We start from the raw sequence: 21,612 nt of genomic DNA, 5'->3' as shown, positions 1-21,612 counted from the left end.
CGGAAAGGGTTGGCGCATGCGATCGCCGGGAATGCCGCGCTCCGCTGCCGCGCGGACGGCGCAAAGGAAGGGGAAGCCGCCGGGCGGTCAGTCCATCGGAATAAACCCGGCGGTCATCTCGACCCGTTTGATCCAGCCGCAGATATTGCCAAAGTCTTCGAGTGCGAAGCCGCCAGCTTCGGCAACATGGGTGTAAGGATAGAGCACGATATCCGCGAGGCTGATCGCGCCGCCAGCCATCCACTGGCGCGATGCGAGGTGTTCATCCATCAATTGCAGCGCATCCTGCCCGGCAATCCGCTTCAACGTTATCTGTCCACGCTGCTGCTGGGTAAGGTTGGCCTCGCCGACATACTGGAACCAGAATCGCAGTGTCGCGATATTCGGTTCGTGGCTGTATTGTTCGAAGAACATCCAGCGCAGCATTTCAGCACGGGCAAAGCGGTCTTCGGGGACAAGGCGCGAGCCTTCGGCAAGATACCAGCACGCGGCGTTGCTTTCAGGCAGGAACCGTTCGCCCACCTGCAACACAGGGATACGGCCATGCGCATTGATGTGCGCGGTAAATTCCGGAGTGCGGGTTTCGCCCTTCAGAATATCGTATTGCCGTATCTCCAGCGTCAGGCCGAGCAGAGCCGCAGTCAGCTTGATCTTGTAGCAATTCCCGCTTCGTGGGTCTTCATGCAGAATCAGTGCATCAGTCATGCGCCACTTTTAGCACGATTTTCCCGATGTGACCGCCAGCTTCCATATGCGCATGTGCATCCCCGGCCTGTTCAAGCGGAAAAGCCCGGTCCATCTCGGGACGCAGTTTGCCTTCTTCTACTGCCGGCCACACCGTCTGGGCGATCTCGTCGCACAGCAGTGCCTTGAACTCATCGGGCCGTGCGCGAAGCGTCGAACCGGTCAATGTCAGGCGGCGGGCCATGATTTGCGCCATGTTGAGCTCTGCCGTCATGCCGCCGAGCACCGCGATAGTTACATGGCGGCCATCTTCCGCCAGGCAGGCGAGGTTACGCGGCACGTAGTCGCCCGACACCATGTCGAGTACCAGTTCCAAGCCACTACCTTCTGTAATGCGTTTCACTTCCTCGACAAAATCGGATGTCTTGTAATTGATCGCATGATCAGCACCGATACGCAGCGCGGCGGCGCATTTTTCATCGCTTCCGCACGTGACGATCGTTGTCAGGCCAAACAATCCGGCCAGCTTGATAGCCATGGTGCCGATGCCGCTGGTACCGCCGTGAACAAGCAGGGTTTCCCCGTCACGGGCCCAGCCGCGTTCGAACACATTGTGCCAGACCGTGAACAGTGTTTCTGGTAGGGCAGCGGCCTCCGCCAGGTCCAGCCCCTCGGGCACAGTCAGGCAATGATCGATCTTCGCGACGCAGTATTCGGCATAGCCACCGCCTGTCACCAAGGCGCAGACTTCCTGTCCGATCCGCTCTCCGGAAAGGTCCGGGCCAGCAGCGACCACCGTCCCGGCAATTTCCAGCCCGGGTATCGGCGATGCGCCGGGCGGCGGCGGATAATGGCCCTTGCGCTGGATAACATCGGGACGATTGACCCCGGCATAAGCAATCTTGATCAGGACTTCGCCCGGCCCCGGCTGCGGAACTGGCAAGGTTTCGGGCCGAAAGACCTCCGGCCCGCCCGGCTCGTCAAAGCCCATGGCTTTCATACTTGTCGGTAATTTAGTCAATTCAGGAACTCCCCAATGCTCCTTTTCAGGGGTGAATTCCTGTTGCCGAGCGGCGACAGGCCCCTTGTTTGCACCGCAACTAGCCCTACCTTCTATTGACAGCAAGCACCGACACTTGCGAAGTTGGGATTTGATGGAAGACGATGATCGTCCCCGCCCGAAAGGCGACGCAGCGAGCAAGCTCTCAGCAGAAGATCTCGCACCCTATTCGCAAGATGAATTGACCGTACGTATTGCTTTGCTCGAGGCGGAAATCGCCCGTGTCGAAGCGCACCGGGACAAGGCGGCAGCACATATGGCCGCCGCAGATGCCCTGTTCGGGAAAAAAGGTAATTGATGCCACGGGAAAGCAATCCTGCGATCCCAAGCCGTTTATCCCCGGTTAACCAGGGACACTCATACTCCCTCGAAAGAGGATGTTTCTCAAATCCCTCGAAAGAGAGCTGAATGCCAAGTTTTGCCCAAAACCTCGAGAAAAGTCTCCACTCCGCCCTCGCCCATGCGTCAGACCGGCGGCACGAATATGCCACGCTGGAGCATCTGCTTCTCGCGCTGATCGACGATGAGGATGCCGCACAGGTGATGACATCGTGCGGGGTCAACCTGGCCGAGCTGACCGAGGTGGTGAAGACATATCTCGATCAGGAATACCAGTCGCTAAAGACCGATGAGGAATCGGACCCGCAGCCGACCGCCGGGTTCCAACGCGTGATCCAGCGTGCAATCCTGCATGTCCAGTCGAGCGGTAAAGACACGGTCACCGGCGCGAATGTGCTGGTCGCGCTGTTTTCTGAACGTGACAGCTACGCGGTCTATTTCCTGCAGCAGCAGGACATGAGCCGCCTCGATGCGGTAAGCTTTATCAGCCACGGCATCGGCAAAGGCGGAAAACAGCTTGATGCCGGCCCGCCGCAAGGTGCGGACGATGCGCAGGAAGAAGAAAAATCTGCCGAAGGCGGCGGAAAGAAAGAGACTGCGCTCGATCAGTTTACGGTCAACCTCAACGCCAAGGCGGAAAGCGGCAAGATCGACCCGCTGATCGGCCGCGGGCCAGAAGTTGACCGGACCATCCAGATCCTGTGCCGGCGCAGCAAGAACAACCCGCTTTACGTCGGTGATCCCGGCGTAGGGAAGACCGCAATTGCAGAGGGCCTTGCGCGCAAGATCGTCGAAGGCGACGTGCCTGAAGTGCTGGCAGAAGCTGTTATCTATTCGCTCGATATGGGCGCATTGCTGGCTGGCACCCGGTACCGCGGTGATTTCGAAGAACGGCTGAAGCAAGTCGTGAACGAGCTGGAGCAGATGCCCAATGCGGTGCTGTTCATCGACGAAATCCACACCGTTATCGGCGCAGGCGCGACCAGTGGCGGAGCGATGGATGCATCCAACCTCCTGAAGCCCGCGCTCAGCAACGGATCAATCCGCTGCGTGGGTTCGACCACGTACAAGGAATTCCGCAACCACTTCGAAAAGGATCGCGCGCTGCTGCGCCGGTTCCAGAAAATCGATGTGAACGAACCGACGATCGACGATACTGTGAAGATTCTGAAAGGGCTGCGCAGCGCGTTCGAGGAGCATCACAAGGTGAAATACACCCCCGATGCCCTGAAAACCGCCGTGGAACTGTCGGCGCGCTATATCAACGACCGCAAATTGCCCGACAAGGCGATCGACGTGATCGACGAAGTCGGCGCAATGCAGATGCTGGTTCCGCCCAGCCGCCGTAAAAAGAAAATCACCGCGCGCGAGATCGAACAGGTCATCGCAACGATGGCCCGCATCCCCCCGAAATCGGTGTCCAAGGATGACAAGAAAGCGCTGGAAAACCTCAGCCGTGACCTGAAGCATGTCGTGTTTGGCCAGGATGAGGCGATCAACCGTCTGTCCACCGCCATGAAACTGAGCCGGGCCGGACTGCGCGACCCGGACAAGCCGATCGGCAGCTTCCTGTTCAGCGGCCCGACCGGTGTCGGCAAGACCGAAGTCGCGCGCCAGCTGGCCAGCATAATGGGCATCGAGCTGAAGCGGTTCGATATGTCCGAATATATGGAACGGCACAGCGTATCGCGCCTGATCGGCGCCCCTCCGGGCTATGTCGGTTATGATCAGGGCGGCCTGCTGACCGATGCGATCGACCAGAATCCGCATTGTGTTTTGCTGCTCGACGAAATCGAAAAAGCGCATCCAGACCTGTTCAACATCCTGCTGCAGGTGATGGATAATGGCCGGCTGACCGACCATCACGGCAAGACGGTGGATTTCCGCAATGTCGTGCTGATCATGACGACCAACGCCGGCGCGTCCGACATGGCGCGTCAGGGCATCGGCTTTGGCGATGTGTCGAAGGCTGATGCCGGAAGCGAAGCGGTGAAGAAGATGTTCACTCCTGAGTTCCGCAACCGCCTCGATGCGATCGTGCCCTTCGCCTATCTCGGGAAGGAAACCGTCAGCCGCGTCGTCGACAAGTTCATTCTGCAGCTGGAATTGCAGCTTGCAGACCAGAACGTGCACATCCAGTTCGACAGCGATGCGCGCGATTGGCTGGCCGACAAGGGTTATGACAAGCTCTACGGGGCGCGGCCGATGAGCCGCCTGATCCAGGACAAGATCAAGCAGCCGCTGGCTGAAGAATTGCTGTTCGGCAAACTTACCGATGGCGGCGAAGTCCATGTCAGCGTGAAGGATGGCAAGCCCAGCTTCGAACTGACACCTGCCCCGCCCAAGGCAGCACCGAAGCGCAAGCCAAAGAAGAAACCGGCCGCGAAGAAGGCTGCTCCGGATAAGCCGGAGAGCAAAAAGCCAGATGCAGAGGCGGGTGACAACACCAGCGGCGATGACCAGGGCTGAGGCCCGAAACAGGCTTTAACTGAAAACGGGGCGCGGATCGGGAACGGTTCGCGCCCCGTTCTTGTTTCAGAGGCATGGCCGCAGACTTTTCCTGGATACAGCCCCACCCCCACGGCATCTATGTCGCGCCCGCAGACTGCTGGATCGACCCTTCTCGTGCGGTGGACAATGCGCTGGTCACACACGGCCATGCAGATCATGCGCGCGGCGGTCACGGCAAGACCGTCGCCACTCCGGAAACGCTGGCAATCATGAAGTTGCGCTACGCAACTGCTGATGGTGCAACCCCCGTTGCATATGGCGAGACGCTGAGTTTGAAGGGCGGGGTAGATGCGACATACATTCCCGCAGGTCACGTGCTGGGAAGCGCGCAAATCTTGCTCGAACACGCAGGCGAGCGGGTGATAGTAACCGGCGATTACAAACGGCGGCCCGATCCAACCTGCCCGCCCTTCGAAGTAACCCCCTGTGACATCCTGATTACAGAGGCGACGTTCGGCCTGCCGGTGTTCAGCCACCCTCCGATCAGACAAGAGATTGCGAAGATCACCGACCGGCTTGCCGCCTACCCGGACGCATGTGTGCTGGTGGGCGCCTATGCGCTGGGCAAGGCGCAAAGGGTTATCGCCGAACTTCGCGCAGCCGGGCATCACGATCCGATCTATCTGCATGGCGCGATGGAGAAGATGTGCCGGCTCTATGAGGAACACGGTGTAGACTTGGGCGAGCTGAGGCTGGTTGCGGATCACGACAAAGACGCAATGCGCGGCTCGGTGGTGGTCTGCCCCCCATCCGCGCTGAATGACCGGTGGAGCCGCCGCCTGCCCGATCCGATAACCGCGATGGCCAGCGGCTGGATGCGCGTTCGGCAGCGGGCGCGGCAGCGCAATGTAGAATTGCCCCTGATCATTTCCGACCACGCCGACTGGGATGAATTGACGCAGACAATCCGCGAGGTTGATCCTTCGGAAAGCTGGATCACCCACGGCCGCGAAGAGGCGCTTCTTCGCTGGTGCCAGCTGAATCAGCGCCGTGCCCGGGCCCTTGCGCTTGTCGGACGCGAAGAAGAAGACGAATAGGGTGGAAGAATTTGCCGCCCTTATCGACGCGCTGGTCTACACCCGAAGCCGCAACGAGAAACTTCGCCTGATTGCGGAGTTTTTGCGCACCGTGGCCGATCCCGACCGCGGCTGGGCCCTTGCCGCGCTGACCGACGGGCTAGATTTTCCGGCGGTCAAATCCTCCGCGATACGCAATGCGATGAAAGAACGGGTTGATCCTGTGCTGTGGGCCCTCAGCCGCGATTTCGTTGGCGATACTGCGGAAACCGCTAGCCTCCTGTGGCCGGAGCCGATCGGCGACGTCGAAACGCCACCCGGTGTTGCGGAGGCAGTCGATTTGCTTGGCACAATGACCCGTTCATCGGTGGCGACAGAATTGCCCCGGCTGCTCGATCGGCTCGACAGTTCGGGCCGCTATGCCCTGCTGAAGCTTGCCACAGGTGCAATGCGGATTGGCATCTCGGCACGGTTGGGGAAGACAGCGTTTGCACAGGCGTTCGATGTGTCGGTCGACGATGTCGAGGAATATTGGCACGCACTAGCGCCGCCATACTCCGAACTCTTCGCCTGGGCAGCAGACGGCGCTGAGCCGCCAGACACCGAGAATGTCCCGCTGTTTCGCCCCTTCATGCTGGCCCATCCCTTGGAAGAAGCAGTGGTCTCGATGGAGGACTATGCGGCAGAGTGGAAATGGGACGGCATCCGGGTGCAGCTGGTGCATGTTGCGGGCGAGACGCGTCTCTATTCCCGATCCGGCGATGATATTTCCGCCACGTTCCCCGAACTGCTTGATGCGTTGCAGATACCCGCCGTTCTCGACGGTGAACTGCTTGTTCGCGGCAACGTGCAAGGCGGCGAGGCAGGCGGCGCAGCCAGCTTTAACGCGCTGCAACAGCGGCTCGGCCGAAAGACCGTCAGCAAGAAGATGCTGGCAGAGGCGCCGGCATTCGTACGGCTATACGATTCTCTGCTGATCGAAGGGCAGGATTTGCGTGAGCTGGGATGGCAGGAACGCCGCGCACGGCTTGAGCAATTCGTGCCGCGTCTGCCAGAGAGCCATTTTGATATTTCGCAGATTGTCCATGCCGAAAGCTTTGAAGAATTGGCAGAGATTCGGGAAAGCGCGCGGGATGATGCGATCGAAGGCTTGATGCTCAAACGCCGCGATGCCCCGTACATTGCCGGGCGCAAGACCGGGCTATGGTACAAATGGAAACGCGACCCCCTGCTGGTGGACTGCGTAATGATGTATGCGCAGCGCGGCAGCGGAAAGCGTTCGAGCTTCTATTCGGACTACACGTTTGGCTGCTGGGACGGTGACCCCGACGCAGGGGCAGACCTCCTGCCAGTAGGCAAAGCCTATTCCGGATTCACCGATGCAGAGCTTAAGAAGCTCGACCGGTTTGTGCGGCAAAACACACTCAACCGGTTCGGCCCGGTGCGCGAAGTTGAACGTGCCATGGTTCTGGAAGTGGCTTTCGACAGTGTCCATCAGAGCAAGCGGCACAAGTCCGGACTGGCGATGCGGTTCCCCCGGATACACCGGATCCGCTGGGACAAACCCGCGCATGAGGCCGACCGTATCGAAACGTTGCGCAACCTCATCTCTAATTAAGTTGCCATAAGAAACCTAATTGGATATCTCCTCCGGCAAAGGAGAATTCGTGATGACCCTCTACCAACAATCGATCGAAGTGTACCGCCAGGGACTGACCATGCTTTCCGGTCTGTTGACCAAGGCCGAAGCACATCCGAAGGGTAACGATCTGCTCGGCGCGAAGCTGGCAGATGATATGCACCCACTTGCTGTGCAGATCAGGTTCCTGTCCAACCAGCCCGGTGAAGCGGCAGAGAGACTGACAGGCCGCAAGTTCACCTCGCGCGACGAGGACGACGCATCGTTTGCCGATGCCAAGGCGGTGTTGGCAAATATGCAGGACTACCTTGGTTCCATCGACGAAAGCGAACTGGTCCCGGCGGAGGAGAGCCTGGTTATCGACCTACCCAACGGGATGGAGTTCACCATGACCGCCGAGCAATATGTACGCGACTGGTCGATGCCGAATTTCTATTTCCACCTGACCACGGCCTACGCGATCCTTCGGTCAGAAGGACTGGATATCGGCAAGGCGGATTTCTTGCCGCACATGTACAAATACGCGACCAAGATGCCCGGCAGCTGATCGCCGGCTTTACTCGTTCGGAATCCGGAGCAGCTTGTCTCTGCCAGTTGCGCCGCGCAACAAGTCCACTTCGGACGGCGCGCAGCCGATCGCTTTGGCGACGATCCTGATCAGAGCTGTGTTTGCAGCCCCATCCTGAGGTTTGGCCCGCAGTTTAACGGCCAGCACGCCTTCGCCGACTTCGATCTGCTCGGTCCGGGCGCCGGGCGTGACACGCACCGGCAGCCTGCCCTGCGCGTCTACCAGGGCTTTAATTGCGGCGCTGTCAGGTAAATTGGCCTTAGGCCTGGCCATCGACCGCGCCGGCCCCCATCGCGCCAATGGCAGAGCTGTGATCGCGCGCGTTCTGCGCATAATGCGCGACGCCGATGCGCATCCCAGCAATGGCCGCGTCGTTCAGTTCCTTCAGAAACTTTGCCGGACGACCGGCCCACAGCTGCCGCGGCTCCATCACTTTGCCTTCGGTCAGCATTGCCCCGGCGGCCAACATCGCGTCGGAGCCGATCCGCGCCTTGTTCATGGCAATCGCACCCAGGCCGACAAAGCCGCGATCCTCGATCGTGCAGCCGTGGACCATGGCCATGTGGCCGACCAGAACATCGTCACCAATCACTGTCGGGGATCCATCCGGGTCGCCGGGGCGCGGCGGATCGCAATGGACCACACTGCCATCCTGTATGTTCGACCTTTCGCCAATCACGATACGGCTGACATCGGCGCGCAGCACGCAATTGTACCAGACAGAACTGTCAGCACCGATCTCGACATCACCCACAATGACACAGCCAGGCGCAACGAACGCGCTGTCGTGAATCTTCGGGGTTTTCCCGTGGATGGGAATAATCGTCACGCCGGGGCGGGTGGTGCTCATAATTTACATTCCTGCCATTGCTGTCTGGTCAGACTATACTGGATTACCAACTGGTCTTCGGGCGGATAAGACGGATCCTCGAAATCGAGATTCTCACGCCGGACCATGCCGAGCTTTTCCATCAGTTTCCAGCTTCCCACATTCGGTTTGCTGGTTAGCGCCACGACATAGGGCGCATCTACAGGTCCGAATGCCCAATTCAGTACGGCGCGCATTGCCTCTTCCGCATAGCCGCGCCGCCAGCGATCTTCGCGGACAAGCCAACCAATTTCATGGTCGCCGACATTATTTGCCAGCGGGTTGTCGACGCGCTTGATCCCGCAATGACCGACCATTTCGCCGGTCTCCTTCTCGATCATGAAAAGGAAGCTGAATCGCTCGCGCGCATACAGCGCCATGCTCTTGGCATGCTTGGCCTCGATTTCATGCAATTCCTTGACCCCGCCGAGCCGCGCCATAACGGTAGGCGTGTTGAGCAGGCGGTCCTGCGTTTCTGCATCACCTTCGTCGATCGTTCTGAGAATCAAGCGCTCGGTTTCCGCGATAATGTCAGGCACGCACGCCGCTCCATTCCTTGCGGTCGATGGAATAAACGATGATTGTTCCTGTCTCGGCATCGAAATCTGAATTCGCAAAATCCAGGTCGGCACGCCTGCGCATGCCCAGCCGCTTCATCAGGCCCCAGCTGGGCGCGTTACCTTCAACAGTCAGCGCGATAACTTCGTCGGCGCGGAAACGCTCGAACGCAAGGTCCAGCGATGCAAGTGCGGCCTCTCTGGCATAGCCTTTGCCCCATGCGTCTTCGCGCAGGCGCCAGCCGATCTCCATCATCCCGACGGGCCCGCCTTGCTGGTTACAGCGTTTCAGGCCGCAAAAGCCCATGATCGACCGATCGGATTTGCGCTCCACCACCCAGAACGTATGGCCGTGTTCCTTACGGTAGCTTTCCAGCCTATGCCGCGCCCCTGTCCGCTTCTCCGCATCGCATACGCCGCCGAGCCAGCGCATAACCGCCTGAGTGTTGGTCGCCTCCCAGAAAGGCTCCCAATCCTCCTCGCGCCAGTCGCGCAGGACCAGCCGCTCCGTCTCGTGGCGGAAATCAGCCATTTAAAAGCCGCGCAGCGACAGGCGCATGATAAGTGAGCACGCCGCTACAACCGGCCCGCTTGAAACTGGTCAGTGTCTCCATCACCAGCGCGTTGCGGTCGCCAGCGCCGGCGGCGGCGGCGGCCTCGATCATCGCGTATTCCCCGCTCACCTGGTAGGCAAACACAGGCACTTCGAACCGGTCTTTCACTCGGCGCACAATGTCCAGATACGGCAGACCCGGCTTGACCATGACACTGTCAGCCCCCTCGGAAAGGTCCAGCGCAACCTCGCGCAACGCCTCTTCCCCGTTGGCCGGATCCATCTGGTAACTTTTCTTGTCGCCCTTCAGCAATCCGCCGGACCCCACGGCGTCACGAAACGGGCCGTAAAATGCCGATGCGTATTTGGCTGCATAGGACATGATCTGAACATTGACATGGCCGCCGCTTTCAAGAGCCTCGCGGATTGCCCCCACGCGCCCGTCCATCATGTCCGAAGGGGCGATAATGTCCGCGCCCGCCGCGGCCTGATTGATCGATTGTCCGACCAGCACATCCACAGTTGCGTCATTCGTAACATAGCCGCGGTCATCCAGCAGGCCATCCTGCCCATGCGCCGTATACGGGTCGAGCGCGACGTCGGTCAGAATGCCGATATCGTCGCCGCAAGCGTCGCGAATGGCGCGGATCGCGCGGCACATCAAATTGTCGGGGTTTAGCGCCTCTGTCCCATCGTCCGACCGGCGGTCGGCCTGGGTATTGGGGAACAGCGCAATGCAGGGGATGCCCAGCGCAATCGCCTCTTTCGCTCGCTGGGCTATGCCATCGATGGACCAACGGGAAACCCCCGGCAACGACGTAATCGGCTCTTCGACCTCGGCACCCTCGGTCACGAAAAGGGGCCAGATAAAATCTGCTGGCGTCAGCACGATTTCTCGGTGCAGTGCCCTGCTCCATCCAGAGGCTCGGGTGCGGCGCAGGCGTGTATCAGGGTAAAGTCCGGTCATAGCCAAACCATGTGCCGGATTTAATCGCCCGGTTCAATCTTCCGGTGTCATCGCCGGGTTCGGTCGCCGATTACTCGCCGCCGGTAGCGTTCCGGCTTCAGCTGATTTTCTTCGGCTGCGTCAGTTTGTCGATCTCGCGGACCGGCTCTTCCTCTACCGGCGTGTCTGCCTTCAGATCGGTCAGCGCGGCACCCGCTTCCACCGTCTTGAGCGCAGCCAGCGCTTCGCGGAACTTGCGCAGATCGGCACCCGACAGCTGTGCCCGCGTCACGAATTTGACCGATGCGGGGTTCACTGCGCGGCCATTGCGGTACATTTCGTAATGGAGGTGCGGACCAGTCGAGAGACCGGTTGAGCCGACATACCCGATAACTTGCCCGCGGCGCACCGATTGACCAGCGCGAACAGCCACGCGGCTCATATGGCAATAACGCGTCGACAGTCCGCCGCCGTGGTCGAGACGTACGGCATTGCCGCACCCGCCCATCCGGCCTGCGCCGGAAACGCGGGCATCGGTAACGGCCACGATCGGGGTTCCGCTGCCAGCACGAAAATCGAGTCCGGAATGCATGCGGCGATAACCAAGGATCGGATGGCGACGCATGCCGAAACGCGAACTGATCGGGCCGGGCACAGGGGCAATCAGCCCGTTGCGCTGCTCGCCAACGCCCGATGCCTCGTAAAAACGTCCGTCATCGCCCCAGCGCATCAATTGTGTCTTGGCCTGACCCCCGCGGTCGACACCGGCATACAGCAGCTTGCCTGCCTGACGTTCGCCAGTCGCCGCTCGGCGGTGAGCAATGATGATGTCGAATGTGTCGGTCGAGCGGACTGAACGATCAAGGTCGATCTGGTCACCCAGTGCGGAAAGATATTGCTGAACCGCGCTTGCAGGCGCACCCGCAGCACGCGCCGAGCGGTACAGGCTGGCACCCACTTTGCCGCGAATACGCAGCGGGGTATCGTCGACCTGGATGGGGATGCGTTTCAGGGAAAGGTTTCCGTCCACCCGGTCGATCTGCAGCGCAAGGTCGAAACGCGCGCGGAAATTGATGGCGTCAAGCGGCCTCGCCTCGCCCGGTGCGGGTCTGCGGCCCAACGTTATGTCTACCTGAGTGCCGGATTCGATATCACTGAGCGGGATGGAACGAGCGATCAATTCGCTGACGCGCTGCGCATCGGACGAACCGACGCCCGCGCGCTGCAGCATGCGGCCGAAACTATCGCCCCGCGCCAGCGTCGCCACGAAGTCCAGACTTGGCCGTTCGGGTGCACTCGCCAGTTCCACCACGGCGGGGGTCGCACCCATATGGCGGCCTGAATCCGCGCCAAGCGCCAAGGGCATTATCATCTGGCTGCGGAATTCGTCGCGCACGGTCTCATCGATTTCCATTGCCGGTGCCGCTTCGAGCGGAGAGACGTCGGGCCACATCGCCAGAGCCACTGCAGACAAGGCGATCATTGTCCCAAGTCCGCGGAACCAGCGGCCACTGCCAATCGATTCCGCAAGGTCAGGCGCAAGATCGAGTTTTTCGAGCTTTTCCGAAGCGGAGAAACGCCATTCGTCGAACCGTTCCGCAAGGCTACCCGCACGCTGGATTATTTGCGGCCGCTCGTCATCGACAATCTGCGCATGGGTAAGCGCGACGGTGCGCCACTGCCCATCGTCGAAACTTGCAGCGGCATCATCGCTGCCGGCCGCATCGGCCTGTCCATTTTTGCGCGGATTGAACAACGCGCTCTCCTGCTGCGGGCGCACGAAAATTCGAATACCCCGACCCGTGCACGCCTGATTGCCGATTTTCCTGCCAATTTAAAGTTAATACCGATTTAAGATGCGGTAATCGGGCGTATCTTCGCGGCAGGCTGTTGATCCGGGCAGGTCGGTGGTTGTCGCAGAGGCGCTTGGGTGCCACATTCGGACGGTGAATTCCCGAAACCCTCGCCATTCCAATATCAAGGCCGTGCTCGGCCCGACCAACACGGGCAAAACGCATCTGGCGATTGAGCGCATGTGCGCGCACTCAAGCGGCGCTATGGGCTTCCCTCTGCGTCTGCTCGCGCGGGAAGTTTATGACCGGGTCGTCGCCATCAAAGGCGAAAAACAGGTTGCGCTAATCACCGGAGAGGAGCGGATCGAACCGCCAAATGCCCGGTATTTCCTGTGCACGGCGGAGGCCATGCCCAAGACACAGGGCGGGCCCAATGGCGAATTGGCTTTTGTCGCGCTGGACGAGGCGCAATTGGCTGCGAACCGGGAGCGCGGACATATCTTTACCGACCATTTGCTCCACACCCGTGGTCGCGAGGAAACCATGCTGCTGGGCGCTGCAACGCTGGAGCCGCTGGTGCGGACCTTGCTGCCCGGTGCGGAAATCGTCGAGCGGCCGCGCTTTTCCACCCTGACGCATATCGGCCCGCGCAAATTGTCCCGCCTGCCCCCCAGAAGCGCCATTGTCGCCTTTTCTGCCGAGCAGGTTTACGCCGTCGCTGAAATGCTTCGCCGGTTTCGTGGGGGTTCGGCAGTCGTCATGGGAGCGCTCAGCCCGGAGACCCGCAACCGCCAGGTCGAACTGTTCCAGTCCGGAGAGGTCGATTACATCGTCGCCACCGATGCGATCGGAATGGGCCTTAACCTCGACATCAATCACGTTGCTTTCGCTTCGCTGCGCAAATTCGACGGAGTGCGGCAGCGGCGACTGTTCCCCGCTGAAATGGCCCAGATCGCCGGGCGCGCAGGCCGGCACCAGCGCGACGGCACATTTGGCACGCTTTCGGGTACCGGCGGCACTCGAGATAAAGGCATCGAACCGGCAGAGTTCAGCGAGGAGGAGATCTACGCGATCGAGGAGCACCGCTTTGCTCCGTTAACCCATTTGCTGTGGCGCGATTCTCAGCCCCGGTTCGACACGTTGGGAACGCTGATCGCAGATCTGGAGCGCAACCCCCACGAACCAGAACTGAGGGCGATGCCGGAAACCATCGATCTCGCGGTTCTGAAGCGTCTGGCGGACGATGCCATCGGCAGGGACGTCAAGGGGCCAGCGCAAATCCGCAGATTTTGGGAAGTTTGTTCGCTGCCTGACTTCCGCCAGCAAGGTGCGGAGACGCATTCCCGTTTCGTGGCGCGCCTGTGGCAGGATTTGCGTGACGGATATCTCGGCGCTGATTACGCAGCCGCGCGGATTGCGGAACTGGACAATATGCAGGGCGACATTCACACCCTGCAAGGCAGGATCGCAGCGATCCGAAGCTGGGCCTATATCTGCCAGAGGCCGGATTGGGTATTGGCACGCGATGAAATGGCTGCTCGCGCACGGGCGGTGGAAGCCAAGCTGTCCGATGCGCTACATGGCCGCCTGACCGAGAGATTTGTAAACAGAAGGACTGCATTGTTGATGAAAAGCCTGGGCCAGGATGCCTCGATCTTGCCGGTAACGCTGGCCGAAGACGGAAATCTGCTGGTGGAGGACGAATCCATCGGCACCGTCACCGGTTTTCGCTTCACCGTGGACCCTTCTGCTGACCACACTGACCGCAAGATGCTGTTGGCAGCTGGCGAAAAGGCCTTGCCGCGCATCCTTGGAGAGCGGGCACGCACCCTGGCTGCGGGCACCATGGACGAACTCGTTCTGGAAAAAGGAGCGATCCGGTGGCTGGGCCAGACCCTCGCCTCGATCGAATTCGGCGGAGGTGCCGCACGTCCGGTACTCACGCCAGCACGCGAACTCGCGATCCTGAACGATCCTGACAAGGGCGCGCTGATTGAGGCGCTGGAGCGGTGGCTGACGGCGAAGCTTGAGCCAATCGCCCCGCTGGCGAAAATGGAACAGGCGACGCGCGACGCCGGCGCAGGTTCCGAGGCCCGCGCTTTGTTGCTGACCCTGATTGCTGGGCACGGGTATGTTTCACGTGAAAAAGCCGGGCTTCAACATTTGCCGAAGGAAATGAGACCGTTCCTGCGCCGTCTTGGTGTCACGTTCGGCGCGCTCGACATTTTTGCGCCTGCACTGCTTAAACCCGCGCCGCGGCAATTGCTCAAGGCGGGCGGGCTTGATCGAAGGCCGCTTCAGCCGGCCATGATTCCCGTCATTGCGGGCGAAGGGAAGCTGCCTTCCGGATACCGCCCGGCGGGCAAACAATTCGTCCGGATCGATGTCGCCGAGAAAATTCTCAAGGCCGCGCATGAAGTACGCGCCAAATCCGGCAAGAAACGATTTGCGATTGATCCCTCGCTCGCAATCTCGACTGGCCTAACCGCCGACAGCTTCAAACGGCTGCTGGGCGCAGCAGGTTTTCGCATCCATCCGGCAAAGCAGCTCGGCGAAGGGCAGTTTGGCCCGCCCCGCCCCGATGGCTGGGAATGGCGCCCGTCGCGCAAGAAGGAACAGCGACAGCAGCCGCAGGCTCCGCGCGAAGGCAACGCCTTTGCAGAACTGGCCAAGCTGGTTCGGTAGCGGGCGCGAATGCGGATCGATCGGCTGCTTTGCTGTTTGCGTTTCGTGAAAACGCGCAGTCAGGCACACGCCTTGGTCGATCAGGGGCACATCCGGTGTAACAGCCGCCGCGTGACCCGGGCCAGCCATGCTGTTTCGGTTGGCGATGTCCTGACTTTGCCGATCGGAGACCGCATCGAGATCGCCGAAATTACCTGCCTGCCCACACGGCGAGGGCCACCCGCAGAGGCGCAAGCTTGCTATCACCTGCTTGACCCACGCGGCTAGCGTGCCATAGCAGGGCCAAAGCGTTACAGGATAGAAGGACCGCGCAGATATGACCTATGTCGTCACCGAAGCGTGCATCAAATGCAAATACACCGATTGTGTCGAAGTGTGTCCGGTGGACTGCTTCTACGAAGGTGAAAACATGCTGGTCATCAACCCCAGCGAATGCATCGATTGCGGTGTGTGCGAACCTGAATGCCCGGCCGAAGCGATCTTGCCCGATACCGAAGACGGCCTGGAAAAAACGCTCGAGCTTAACACAAAATATTCCGCTGAATGGCCAAACATCACCAGCCAGAAAGAACCGCCGGCCGACGCCGACGACTACAAGGGCATGGAAGGCAAGCTGGAGAAATTCTTCTCCCCCGAGCCAGGCGAAGGCGACTAGAACAGACCACCTGAACCCGCAAAGTTGCGCCTCGATCCCAGCCGGGTCGGGGCCGTTTGCGTTGCCAATCAATACCGACTCGCAATTTTGTTGCGATTGTGTTATATAATAATGCAACCACCCCGGTTTGGTCCCGGCGGAAGGTGTGAATCTGGAAAGGCTTTCGACCACTTTTGACAGCGCAGCCCGGCACGGGCCGTATCATGCGATACGGCTACAGGGAATTTTGACTGCCAGAAGTTACGAAGGCCGCAGGAAAGGACTTTTTATGGCAGCCAAGGCTCTCGCCTTCGATGTCGGCGATTATGTCGTCTACCCAAAGCACGGTGTCGGCCGTGTTACTGAAATTCAAAATGAAGAAATCGCCGGCATGGCGCTGGAACTGTATGTTCTGCGCTTCGAGAAAGAGCGGATGACGCTGCGCGTTCCGACCAACAAGGTCGAAGCGATCGGCATGCGCAAACTGTCCAGCGACAAGACGCTGAAAGAGGCGATGGAAACGCTCAAGGGCAAGCCCAAGGTCAAGCGCACCATGTGGAGCCGCCGTGCACAGGAATACGAAGCGAAGATCAATTCGGGCGACCTCGTGTCGATCGCCGAAGTGACACGCGACCTGTTCCGTCCGGAAGATCAGCCCGAGCAGAGCTATTCCGAGCGGCAGATTTTCGAAGCAGCCTCGAGCCGTCTGGCCCGGGAACTCGCTGCCATGGAGAAGACCGACGAGCCGACCGCGCTCGAAAAAATTCTCGATGTCCTGCGCGAGCATGCGCCGCAATATTACGATAACGACGACGACGAAAGCTGATCGACCAGCGGTCAATCGCAATCGACAAGGGCCGTCCGAAAGGGCGGCCCTTTTGCGTTCCGGGCTTGCGACATGCCCTCTGCTGTATTATATCACCAACACAGATAAGAGGAGCGGAATATGCTGCAGAAATTGGTGAAGCGACTGGTGCCCGCAGTGGCAGTTGCGATGTCGGTCGGCCTTGCAGGGTGCGATGGCATGAATATTCAGATCAACGATGTCGACGGCGTGCCGTTGGCGGAACTCGACATGTCCGGCGATGCCCCGACCGAAATCGTTCTGGCTGGCCCGGATACCGTTATCATCAGCGAGGGCGACACGCTGGACATCGCGGTGGACGGCGCAGCCGATGCATCTGATGCACTCCGCTTCTCACTTGAAGACGGAACCCTGGGCATCGCACGCGAAAAAGACAGCTGGAAAGATGGCGGAACCGCGACCATCCGGGTGACCATGCCAGCCCCCGAGGCAATCGTCCTTGCCGGTTCGGGCACTCTCGAAGCCAATGCCTTGGCCAAGGATGCCGGCGTGACAATCGCGGGTAGCGGGAAGGCAAGCACAACCGGCATCGCAGCCGACACACTGGATGTAACAGTGGCCGGTTCTGGCACCTATACCGCCGCAGGTACGGTGGACCGTCTCGAAGTCACAATCGCCGGATCGGGCAGCGCCGCAATGTCCGAGTTGAAGGCCGGCCGCGCCGAGATAACGATCGCCGGATCAGGCGATGCAGACTTCGCATCTGACGGTGATGTCGAGGCAAAGATCGTCGGATCGGGCGATGTAACCGTAACCGGCAATGCGACCTGCACAGTCAGTTCAATGGGATCGGGCAAGGTTAAGTGCCAGACCGTGAACAAGGAAAACGAAAACTGATATTGCCGCCACCCGTCATCGACGGGACATGATCACGGGGCTATGCTGCCGGGGAAAGGACCTTCGATGTCTATGATCCCCAGCCGCATGGCCCCTTTTCTTTTGATCCTAGCAGGCACTGCGTTGTCCGGATGCGTGGCGAAGACTGCACTCGATGTGGTCACCGCGCCGGTCAAGGTCGCCGGAAAAGCGGTGGACCTTGCCACCACCAGCCAGTCTGAGGCCGACGAGAAGCGCGGGCGCGAGTTGCGAAAGCGGGAAGAGCGACTTGGTAAGCTGGAGCGGCGCTATGCAGACCAGATCGACGATTGCCGCGGCGGCGACGAAGATGCGTGCGAAAAAGCGCGCGAATCCTATGATGAAATGCAGGCGATAATCCCGACGATCCCTGCCGAGCCGGATCCCCGTACCTAATACATGAGATCACGCGGCCAGGTCAGGCCGAAGCGCGGCGCAGCCGGTCATTGATGGCTTTGCCGATCCCCTTTTCTGCTATCGGAGCGAAGGCAATGTGGGACTTGGCTGACGCAGCAGCCAGATGAAGCGCGGCATAAAGCCCTGCTGCCGCCTCCTCCAGATTACCCGAGGCCGATAAATTCACATCGCACGGCATTTCGCCAAGGCCGATCATGAATTCATCAGGCCGCGGCTGCGTGACATTCAGCCTGATAGGTTTACCCGGGGCGTAATGACTGGTCAGCTGGCCGGGTGCCTCGATCGACCCCTGTCCGGTCCCGCGCCGCATTTCTTCGCCAAACACATCATCATGCAATTGGGCCAGATCGATCGGCCCGGGGCGCAATTCATCCCAACTGCCATCGGGCCGGATAGCCAGAATGGTCGATTCCAGACCGTTCTCGCAAGGAATGCCGCCGTCGAGCACAAGATCGATCTTACCATCCAGCGATTCGAGCACATGCTGCGCGGTGGTCGGGCTGATAAATCCGCTGCGATTGGCGCTTGGCGCGGCGAGCGGGAAATCGAGCAGATCCAGCAATTGCCGCATAACCGGGTGCGCCGGAGCGCGCAGCGCAGCGGTTGGCAAGCCCGCCGTAACCGCAGGCGCAAGGCCGGCATCTTCGCGAAGCGGCAGAACAAGCGTCAAAGGGCCGGGCCAGGCTTTGTCGGCCACGCGGTGTGCAGCTTCCGAGAAATTGACATAGCGCGCCGCCTGTTCGGCATCCCGCACATGGACAATCAGCGGGTTGAAACCGGGTCTTCCCTTCGCCCGGTAAATGCGTTCCACTGCCTCCGCCGAATCCGCGCGCGCGGCAAGGCCGTAAACCGTTTCGGTGGGAACTGCGACCAAGCCGCCTGCACGCAGAGTTTCAGCCGCCAAAGATATTCCCTCGGCGTCAGCGGTAATCAATTGTGTTGCGTTCTTGTCGCGCATCACCAGCCGCTATAGGTGAGGGCACCAGTTTGCCAAGGGGATCGACTCCCCCGCCAATGATCGAAGGACGCAAAAGTGACACCTTTTACACCGCCCACCCAGGACCAGCTGCTCGCGATCAAGGTCAATGCCGGTATCGGCGAGCTGTCGCAGAGCGAACGCTTCGCCGCTGCAGAGCCGGATATGGTGGAAGCGATCGTCGAAGGCGTGGGTGCCTTTGCCGCAGGCGAATTCGCGCCGTTGAACCGCATTGGTGACCTTGAAGGCGCAAAACTGGAAAACGGCGTGGTCCGCCTGCCGGATGGGTTCGAGGCAGCCTATCAGCAATATGTCGAGCAAGGCTGGAATGCGATTGCCTCGCCCGAGGAATTCGGCGGTCAGGGGCTGCCTTTCACCCTCGCCTGCAACGTGATCGAAAATCTCGGCGCGGCGAACATGGCGTTCACGCTGCTCCCGATGTTGTCCGTCGGCGCAATCGAGGCGATCGAGCATCACGGCAGCGATGCCCAGAAATCCAAATACATGCCAAAACTGGTGAGCGGCGAATGGTCGGGCACGATGAACCTGACCGAACCGCAGGCTGGCAGCGATGTCGGCGCCCTTCGCGCCACCGCGACCCCAATCGAGGATGGCGAACACGCCGGGAAATATCTGATCCAGGGCCAGAAGATCTATATCACCTGGGGCGAACACGACCTGTCGAAGAATATCGTCCATCTGGTGCTGGCCCGCCTGCCGGGCGCGCCCGAGGGGAGCCGGGGAATCTCGCTGTTCCTAGTCCCGAAATACCATGTGGGCGAAGACGGCTCGCTTGGCGCGCGCAATGACGTTCGCTGTGTCAGCATCGAACACAAGCTGGGCATCAACGCGTCGCCAACCTGCGTGATGTCCTATGGCGACAATGGCCAATGCATCGGCGAATTGATCGGGGCGGAGAACCGCGGTCTGGCGGCAATGTTCACGATGATGAACAACGCCCGCATCAATGTCGGCAGCCAAGGCGTGCAAATCGCGGAACGAGCGTTGCAGCAAGCGCTGTATTACGCATCCGACCGGGTGCAATCGGCCCGCGCCGGAGCGCCTGACCGCACCCCTGTTGCCATTTCCGAGCACCCGGACGTGCGGCGGATGCTGCTGCGAATGAAATCGCTGACCGAAGCGATGCGGGCGCTGCTCTATTACACCACGGGACAGGTCGATCGCGGCACACTGGGCGATACGGCTGCCGGTGCACGCGGCGATGTACTGGTCCCGATGATCAAGGCGTGGGGCACCGACACCGGGATCGACGTAACCAGCATCGGCATCCAGATTCACGGGGGAATGGGCTTTGTCGAAGAAACCGGCGCCGCCCAGCATTACCGCGACGCGCGTATTGCGCCGATTTACGAAGGCACAAACGGCATTCAGGCTGCCGATCTGGTGACCCGCAAGCTGGGTCTCGAAAACGGCGAAGTATATGCTGCGCTGATGGCCGACATTGCACGGGACGCGGCGGAAGAGCCCGCTCTGTTCGCTCTTGCCGGGGATTGCGCAGCGATCGCCACCTGGATGCGAGACCAAGCATCGCTGGATGACAAACTGGCTGGCAGCGTACCGTTTTGCACAATGTCAGCCGTCGCAGTCGCCGGATGGCAGATGCTGCTGCAGAAACGCGCTGTGGAAGCCGGAGAAGCCGCTGCGCTCGCAGCCGTCAAACCGGTTACGACCCGCTATTTTCTCGATCATGTAGTGCCCGAGGCGGCAGGCTTGAAAGCGGCTGCAACCGCCGGTTCTGCGCTGCTCTATGAACTGACAGCAGAACAGCTGGCGGGGTAATCGCGTTGGACGGGGCCACGGAGGAGCTGAGGCGCATTGCCGATGCGCTTGCCCGGCTGGCAGGTTCCGCATCTGGCCCCCAAACGGACTGGATGGCCAGCCCGGCCTATGTCTGGGACGGTGCGGCTGCACTGGGTGTGGCCGCGATAGAGGCGCCGACGCTGGCTCTGCTCAAAGGGATCGACCAGCAAAAGTCATCCGTGACCCGCAACGTCGAACGGCTCTCGCATGGGCATGCGGCGCACGACATGCTGCTGTGGGGCGCAAGAGGTATGGGTAAATCCGCTCTGATCCGCTCCGCAGTGCGCGAGGCGCAGGCAGCCCGGCCTGGCTCGATTGCGCTGGTTCAGGTTTCCCCTGACGCGGTCGAACACCTGCCCGCTCTTTTCCGCCAGTTGCGCACCGCTGAGCGCAATTTTCTGTTTTTCATCGATGATCTCGGCTTTGCGGAAGGGGACGCTGCCAGCCCGCGCCAAATACGCAGCTGGCTGGAAGGCGGCGTTGATGCCCGGCCCGACAATGTCCGGCTGGCAGTCACATCCAATCACCGCGCAATCGTGCCGCGTAGCTCCAGTGAACAGAACGACCCGCTAAACCCGCGCGATGCCGTTGACGATACGTTGGCGCTTGCCGATCGGTTCGGGCTTTCGCTCGGCTTCCATAATTGCACGCAGGACGTCTATCTCGACATCGTTGGCGGATATGCCGACCGGTTCGGATTGGCATGGGACCGGGCAGAAGCGCTCGAATGGTCGAAACGCCGCGGCACCCGGTCAGGCCGCACCGCCTGGCAATTCATCACCGAACTCGCCGGACGGGCGGGCATACAACTGACCCGCTAGTCCG

22 protein-coding genes are annotated in these 21,612 nt (G+C 60.5%); 13 read left to right on the top strand and 9 right to left on the bottom strand.

Annotation, left to right across the window (positions count from 1 at the left end):
- Positions 1 to 87 precede the first annotated feature (87 nt).
- Complete coding sequence (locus GRI43_RS11025; RefSeq protein ID WP_160731159.1) at positions 88 to 705, bottom strand: glutathione S-transferase family protein; 618 nt, start codon at positions 703 to 705, stop codon at positions 88 to 90.
- The gene (locus GRI43_RS11020; RefSeq protein ID WP_420850010.1) at positions 698 to 1,675 is read right to left on the bottom strand and encodes an NAD(P)H-quinone oxidoreductase; all 978 of its coding nucleotides are present in this window, start codon (positions 1,673 to 1,675) and stop codon (positions 698 to 700) included. The genes GRI43_RS11025 and GRI43_RS11020 overlap by 8 nt, the downstream gene beginning before the upstream one ends.
- Positions 1,676 to 1,838: 163 nt before the next feature.
- Here GRI43_RS11020 and GRI43_RS11015 point away from each other — a divergent pair, with 163 nt between their 5' ends.
- The 5 genes from GRI43_RS11015 to GRI43_RS10995 all read left to right on the top strand — a co-directional run bounded on the left by GRI43_RS11015 (position 1,839) and on the right by GRI43_RS10995 (position 7,796).
- Entirely contained in the window at positions 1,839 to 2,042 is a 204-nt protein-coding gene (locus GRI43_RS11015; RefSeq protein ID WP_160731157.1) for a DUF1192 domain-containing protein, read from the top strand.
- 110 nt (positions 2,043 to 2,152) lie between these two features.
- Positions 2,153 to 4,552 carry an ATP-dependent Clp protease ATP-binding subunit ClpA gene (gene clpA, locus GRI43_RS11010; RefSeq protein WP_160731156.1) on the top strand — a complete coding sequence of 800 codons (2,400 nt, stop codon included), beginning with the start codon at positions 2,153 to 2,155 and terminating at the stop codon, positions 4,550 to 4,552.
- 74 nt (positions 4,553 to 4,626) lie between these two features.
- Positions 4,627 to 5,631, top strand: coding sequence for a ligase-associated DNA damage response exonuclease (locus tag GRI43_RS11005; RefSeq protein ID WP_160731155.1), 1,005 nt, complete (start codon positions 4,627 to 4,629; stop codon positions 5,629 to 5,631).
- Between the two features lies 1 nt (position 5,632).
- Positions 5,633 to 7,228, top strand: a complete 1,596-nt coding sequence (locus GRI43_RS11000; RefSeq protein WP_160731154.1) for a cisplatin damage response ATP-dependent DNA ligase — start codon at positions 5,633 to 5,635, stop codon at positions 7,226 to 7,228.
- A 52-nt stretch (positions 7,229 to 7,280) separates the two neighbouring features.
- Positions 7,281 to 7,796, top strand: a complete 516-nt coding sequence (locus tag GRI43_RS10995; RefSeq protein ID WP_160731153.1) for a DUF1993 domain-containing protein — start codon at positions 7,281 to 7,283, stop codon at positions 7,794 to 7,796.
- Between the two features lie 9 nt (positions 7,797 to 7,805).
- Here the strand turns inward: GRI43_RS10995 and GRI43_RS10990 are convergent, their stop codons facing one another.
- The 6 genes from GRI43_RS10990 to GRI43_RS10965 form a co-directional block, all read right to left on the bottom strand.
- Entirely contained in the window at positions 7,806 to 8,090 is a 285-nt protein-coding gene (locus GRI43_RS10990; RefSeq protein ID WP_160731152.1) for a DUF167 domain-containing protein, read from the bottom strand.
- Entirely contained in the window at positions 8,077 to 8,667 is a 591-nt protein-coding gene (locus tag GRI43_RS10985) for a gamma carbonic anhydrase family protein (protein ID WP_160731151.1), read from the bottom strand. Before GRI43_RS10985 ends, GRI43_RS10990 begins: the two co-directional genes overlap by 14 nt.
- A complete protein-coding gene (locus tag GRI43_RS10980; RefSeq protein ID WP_160731150.1) occupies positions 8,664 to 9,224 on the bottom strand; it encodes a GNAT family N-acetyltransferase in 561 nt (186 codons plus the stop codon). The genes GRI43_RS10985 and GRI43_RS10980 overlap by 4 nt, the downstream gene beginning before the upstream one ends.
- Complete coding sequence (locus GRI43_RS10975; protein WP_160731149.1) at positions 9,217 to 9,774, bottom strand: GNAT family N-acetyltransferase; 558 nt, start codon at positions 9,772 to 9,774, stop codon at positions 9,217 to 9,219. Before GRI43_RS10975 ends, GRI43_RS10980 begins: the two co-directional genes overlap by 8 nt.
- On the bottom strand, positions 9,767 to 10,762 hold the full coding sequence (gene hemB / locus GRI43_RS10970) for a porphobilinogen synthase (protein WP_160731148.1): 996 nt from the start codon (positions 10,760 to 10,762) through the stop codon (positions 9,767 to 9,769). The genes GRI43_RS10975 and hemB overlap by 8 nt, the downstream gene beginning before the upstream one ends.
- Before the next feature lie 97 nt (positions 10,763 to 10,859).
- The gene (locus GRI43_RS10965) at positions 10,860 to 12,497 is read right to left on the bottom strand and encodes a M23 family metallopeptidase (RefSeq protein WP_235903733.1); all 1,638 of its coding nucleotides are present in this window, start codon (positions 12,495 to 12,497) and stop codon (positions 10,860 to 10,862) included.
- Between the two features lie 190 nt (positions 12,498 to 12,687).
- Between GRI43_RS10965 and GRI43_RS10960 the strand changes: the two genes are divergently transcribed.
- From GRI43_RS10960 to GRI43_RS10935, 6 genes are all read left to right on the top strand, one after another.
- Positions 12,688 to 15,219, top strand: coding sequence for a helicase-related protein (locus tag GRI43_RS10960; RefSeq protein ID WP_476742320.1), 2,532 nt, complete (start codon positions 12,688 to 12,690; stop codon positions 15,217 to 15,219).
- A gap of 45 nt (positions 15,220 to 15,264) precedes the next feature.
- Positions 15,265 to 15,486, top strand: coding sequence for a S4 domain-containing protein (locus tag GRI43_RS10955; protein WP_420850002.1), 222 nt, complete (start codon positions 15,265 to 15,267; stop codon positions 15,484 to 15,486).
- A gap of 49 nt (positions 15,487 to 15,535) precedes the next feature.
- A complete protein-coding gene (gene fdxA, locus GRI43_RS10950; RefSeq protein ID WP_160731146.1) occupies positions 15,536 to 15,874 on the top strand; it encodes a ferredoxin FdxA in 339 nt (112 codons plus the stop codon).
- Between the two features lie 268 nt (positions 15,875 to 16,142).
- Positions 16,143 to 16,679: a CarD family transcriptional regulator gene (locus tag GRI43_RS10945; RefSeq protein ID WP_160731145.1), complete on the top strand. Its 537-nt coding sequence runs from the start codon at positions 16,143 to 16,145 to the stop codon at positions 16,677 to 16,679.
- A 120-nt stretch (positions 16,680 to 16,799) separates the two neighbouring features.
- Positions 16,800 to 17,555: a head GIN domain-containing protein gene (locus GRI43_RS10940; protein WP_235903732.1), complete on the top strand. Its 756-nt coding sequence runs from the start codon at positions 16,800 to 16,802 to the stop codon at positions 17,553 to 17,555.
- 87 nt (positions 17,556 to 17,642) lie between these two features.
- Entirely contained in the window at positions 17,643 to 17,969 is a 327-nt protein-coding gene (locus GRI43_RS10935; RefSeq protein ID WP_160731701.1) for a hypothetical protein, read from the top strand.
- A 22-nt stretch (positions 17,970 to 17,991) separates the two neighbouring features.
- On the opposite strand, the gene GRI43_RS10930 is transcribed toward GRI43_RS10935, so the two are convergent.
- Positions 17,992 to 18,948: an L-threonylcarbamoyladenylate synthase gene (locus GRI43_RS10930; RefSeq protein ID WP_160731144.1), complete on the bottom strand. Its 957-nt coding sequence runs from the start codon at positions 18,946 to 18,948 to the stop codon at positions 17,992 to 17,994.
- 75 nt (positions 18,949 to 19,023) lie between these two features.
- Here GRI43_RS10930 and GRI43_RS10925 point away from each other — a divergent pair, with 75 nt between their 5' ends.
- Positions 19,024 to 20,766, top strand: coding sequence for an acyl-CoA dehydrogenase family protein (locus tag GRI43_RS10925; protein ID WP_160731143.1), 1,743 nt, complete (start codon positions 19,024 to 19,026; stop codon positions 20,764 to 20,766).
- 5 nt (positions 20,767 to 20,771) lie between these two features.
- The gene (locus GRI43_RS10920; protein WP_235903731.1) at positions 20,772 to 21,608 is read left to right on the top strand and encodes an ATP-binding protein; all 837 of its coding nucleotides are present in this window, start codon (positions 20,772 to 20,774) and stop codon (positions 21,606 to 21,608) included.
- The last annotated feature ends 4 nt before the right edge of the window (positions 21,609 to 21,612 follow it).

The organism is Pontixanthobacter luteolus, assembly GCF_009828095.1.
GTDB classification, from domain to species: domain Bacteria; phylum Pseudomonadota; class Alphaproteobacteria; order Sphingomonadales; family Sphingomonadaceae; genus Pontixanthobacter; species Pontixanthobacter luteolus.
The sequence above is the reverse complement of the archived record's forward strand: the minus strand, read 5'-3'. Positions and strand labels throughout refer to the sequence as shown.

What these genes read in the sequence shown, in the direction of transcription:
- GRI43_RS10945 (WP_160731145.1), top strand. Translation starts at nt 16,143, where the DNA reads ATGGCAGCCAAGGCTCTCGCCTTCGATGTCGGCGATTATGTCGTCTAC.
- fdxA (WP_160731146.1), top strand. Translation starts at nt 15,536, where the DNA reads ATGACCTATGTCGTCACCGAAGCGTGCATCAAATGCAAATACACCGAT.
- GRI43_RS11020 (WP_420850010.1), bottom strand. Translation starts at nt 1,675, where the DNA reads ATGGGCTTTGACGAGCCGGGCGGGCCGGAGGTCTTTCGGCCCGAAACC.
- GRI43_RS10935 (WP_160731701.1), top strand. Translation starts at nt 17,643, where the DNA reads ATGGCCCCTTTTCTTTTGATCCTAGCAGGCACTGCGTTGTCCGGATGC.
- GRI43_RS10985 (WP_160731151.1), bottom strand. Translation starts at nt 8,667, where the DNA reads ATGAGCACCACCCGCCCCGGCGTGACGATTATTCCCATCCACGGGAAA.
- GRI43_RS11025 (WP_160731159.1), bottom strand. Translation starts at nt 705, where the DNA reads ATGACTGATGCACTGATTCTGCATGAAGACCCACGAAGCGGGAATTGC.
- GRI43_RS10940 (WP_235903732.1), top strand. Translation starts at nt 16,800, where the DNA reads ATGCTGCAGAAATTGGTGAAGCGACTGGTGCCCGCAGTGGCAGTTGCG.
- GRI43_RS10990 (WP_160731152.1), bottom strand. Translation starts at nt 8,090, where the DNA reads ATGGCCAGGCCTAAGGCCAATTTACCTGACAGCGCCGCAATTAAAGCC.
- GRI43_RS11015 (WP_160731157.1), top strand. Translation starts at nt 1,839, where the DNA reads ATGGAAGACGATGATCGTCCCCGCCCGAAAGGCGACGCAGCGAGCAAG.
- GRI43_RS10975 (WP_160731149.1), bottom strand. Translation starts at nt 9,774, where the DNA reads ATGGCTGATTTCCGCCACGAGACGGAGCGGCTGGTCCTGCGCGACTGG.
- GRI43_RS11005 (WP_160731155.1), top strand. Translation starts at nt 4,627, where the DNA reads ATGGCCGCAGACTTTTCCTGGATACAGCCCCACCCCCACGGCATCTAT.
- GRI43_RS10930 (WP_160731144.1), bottom strand. Translation starts at nt 18,948, where the DNA reads ATGCGCGACAAGAACGCAACACAATTGATTACCGCTGACGCCGAGGGA.
- hemB (WP_160731148.1), bottom strand. Translation starts at nt 10,762, where the DNA reads ATGACCGGACTTTACCCTGATACACGCCTGCGCCGCACCCGAGCCTCT.
- GRI43_RS10995 (WP_160731153.1), top strand. Translation starts at nt 7,281, where the DNA reads ATGACCCTCTACCAACAATCGATCGAAGTGTACCGCCAGGGACTGACC.
- clpA (WP_160731156.1), top strand. Translation starts at nt 2,153, where the DNA reads ATGCCAAGTTTTGCCCAAAACCTCGAGAAAAGTCTCCACTCCGCCCTC.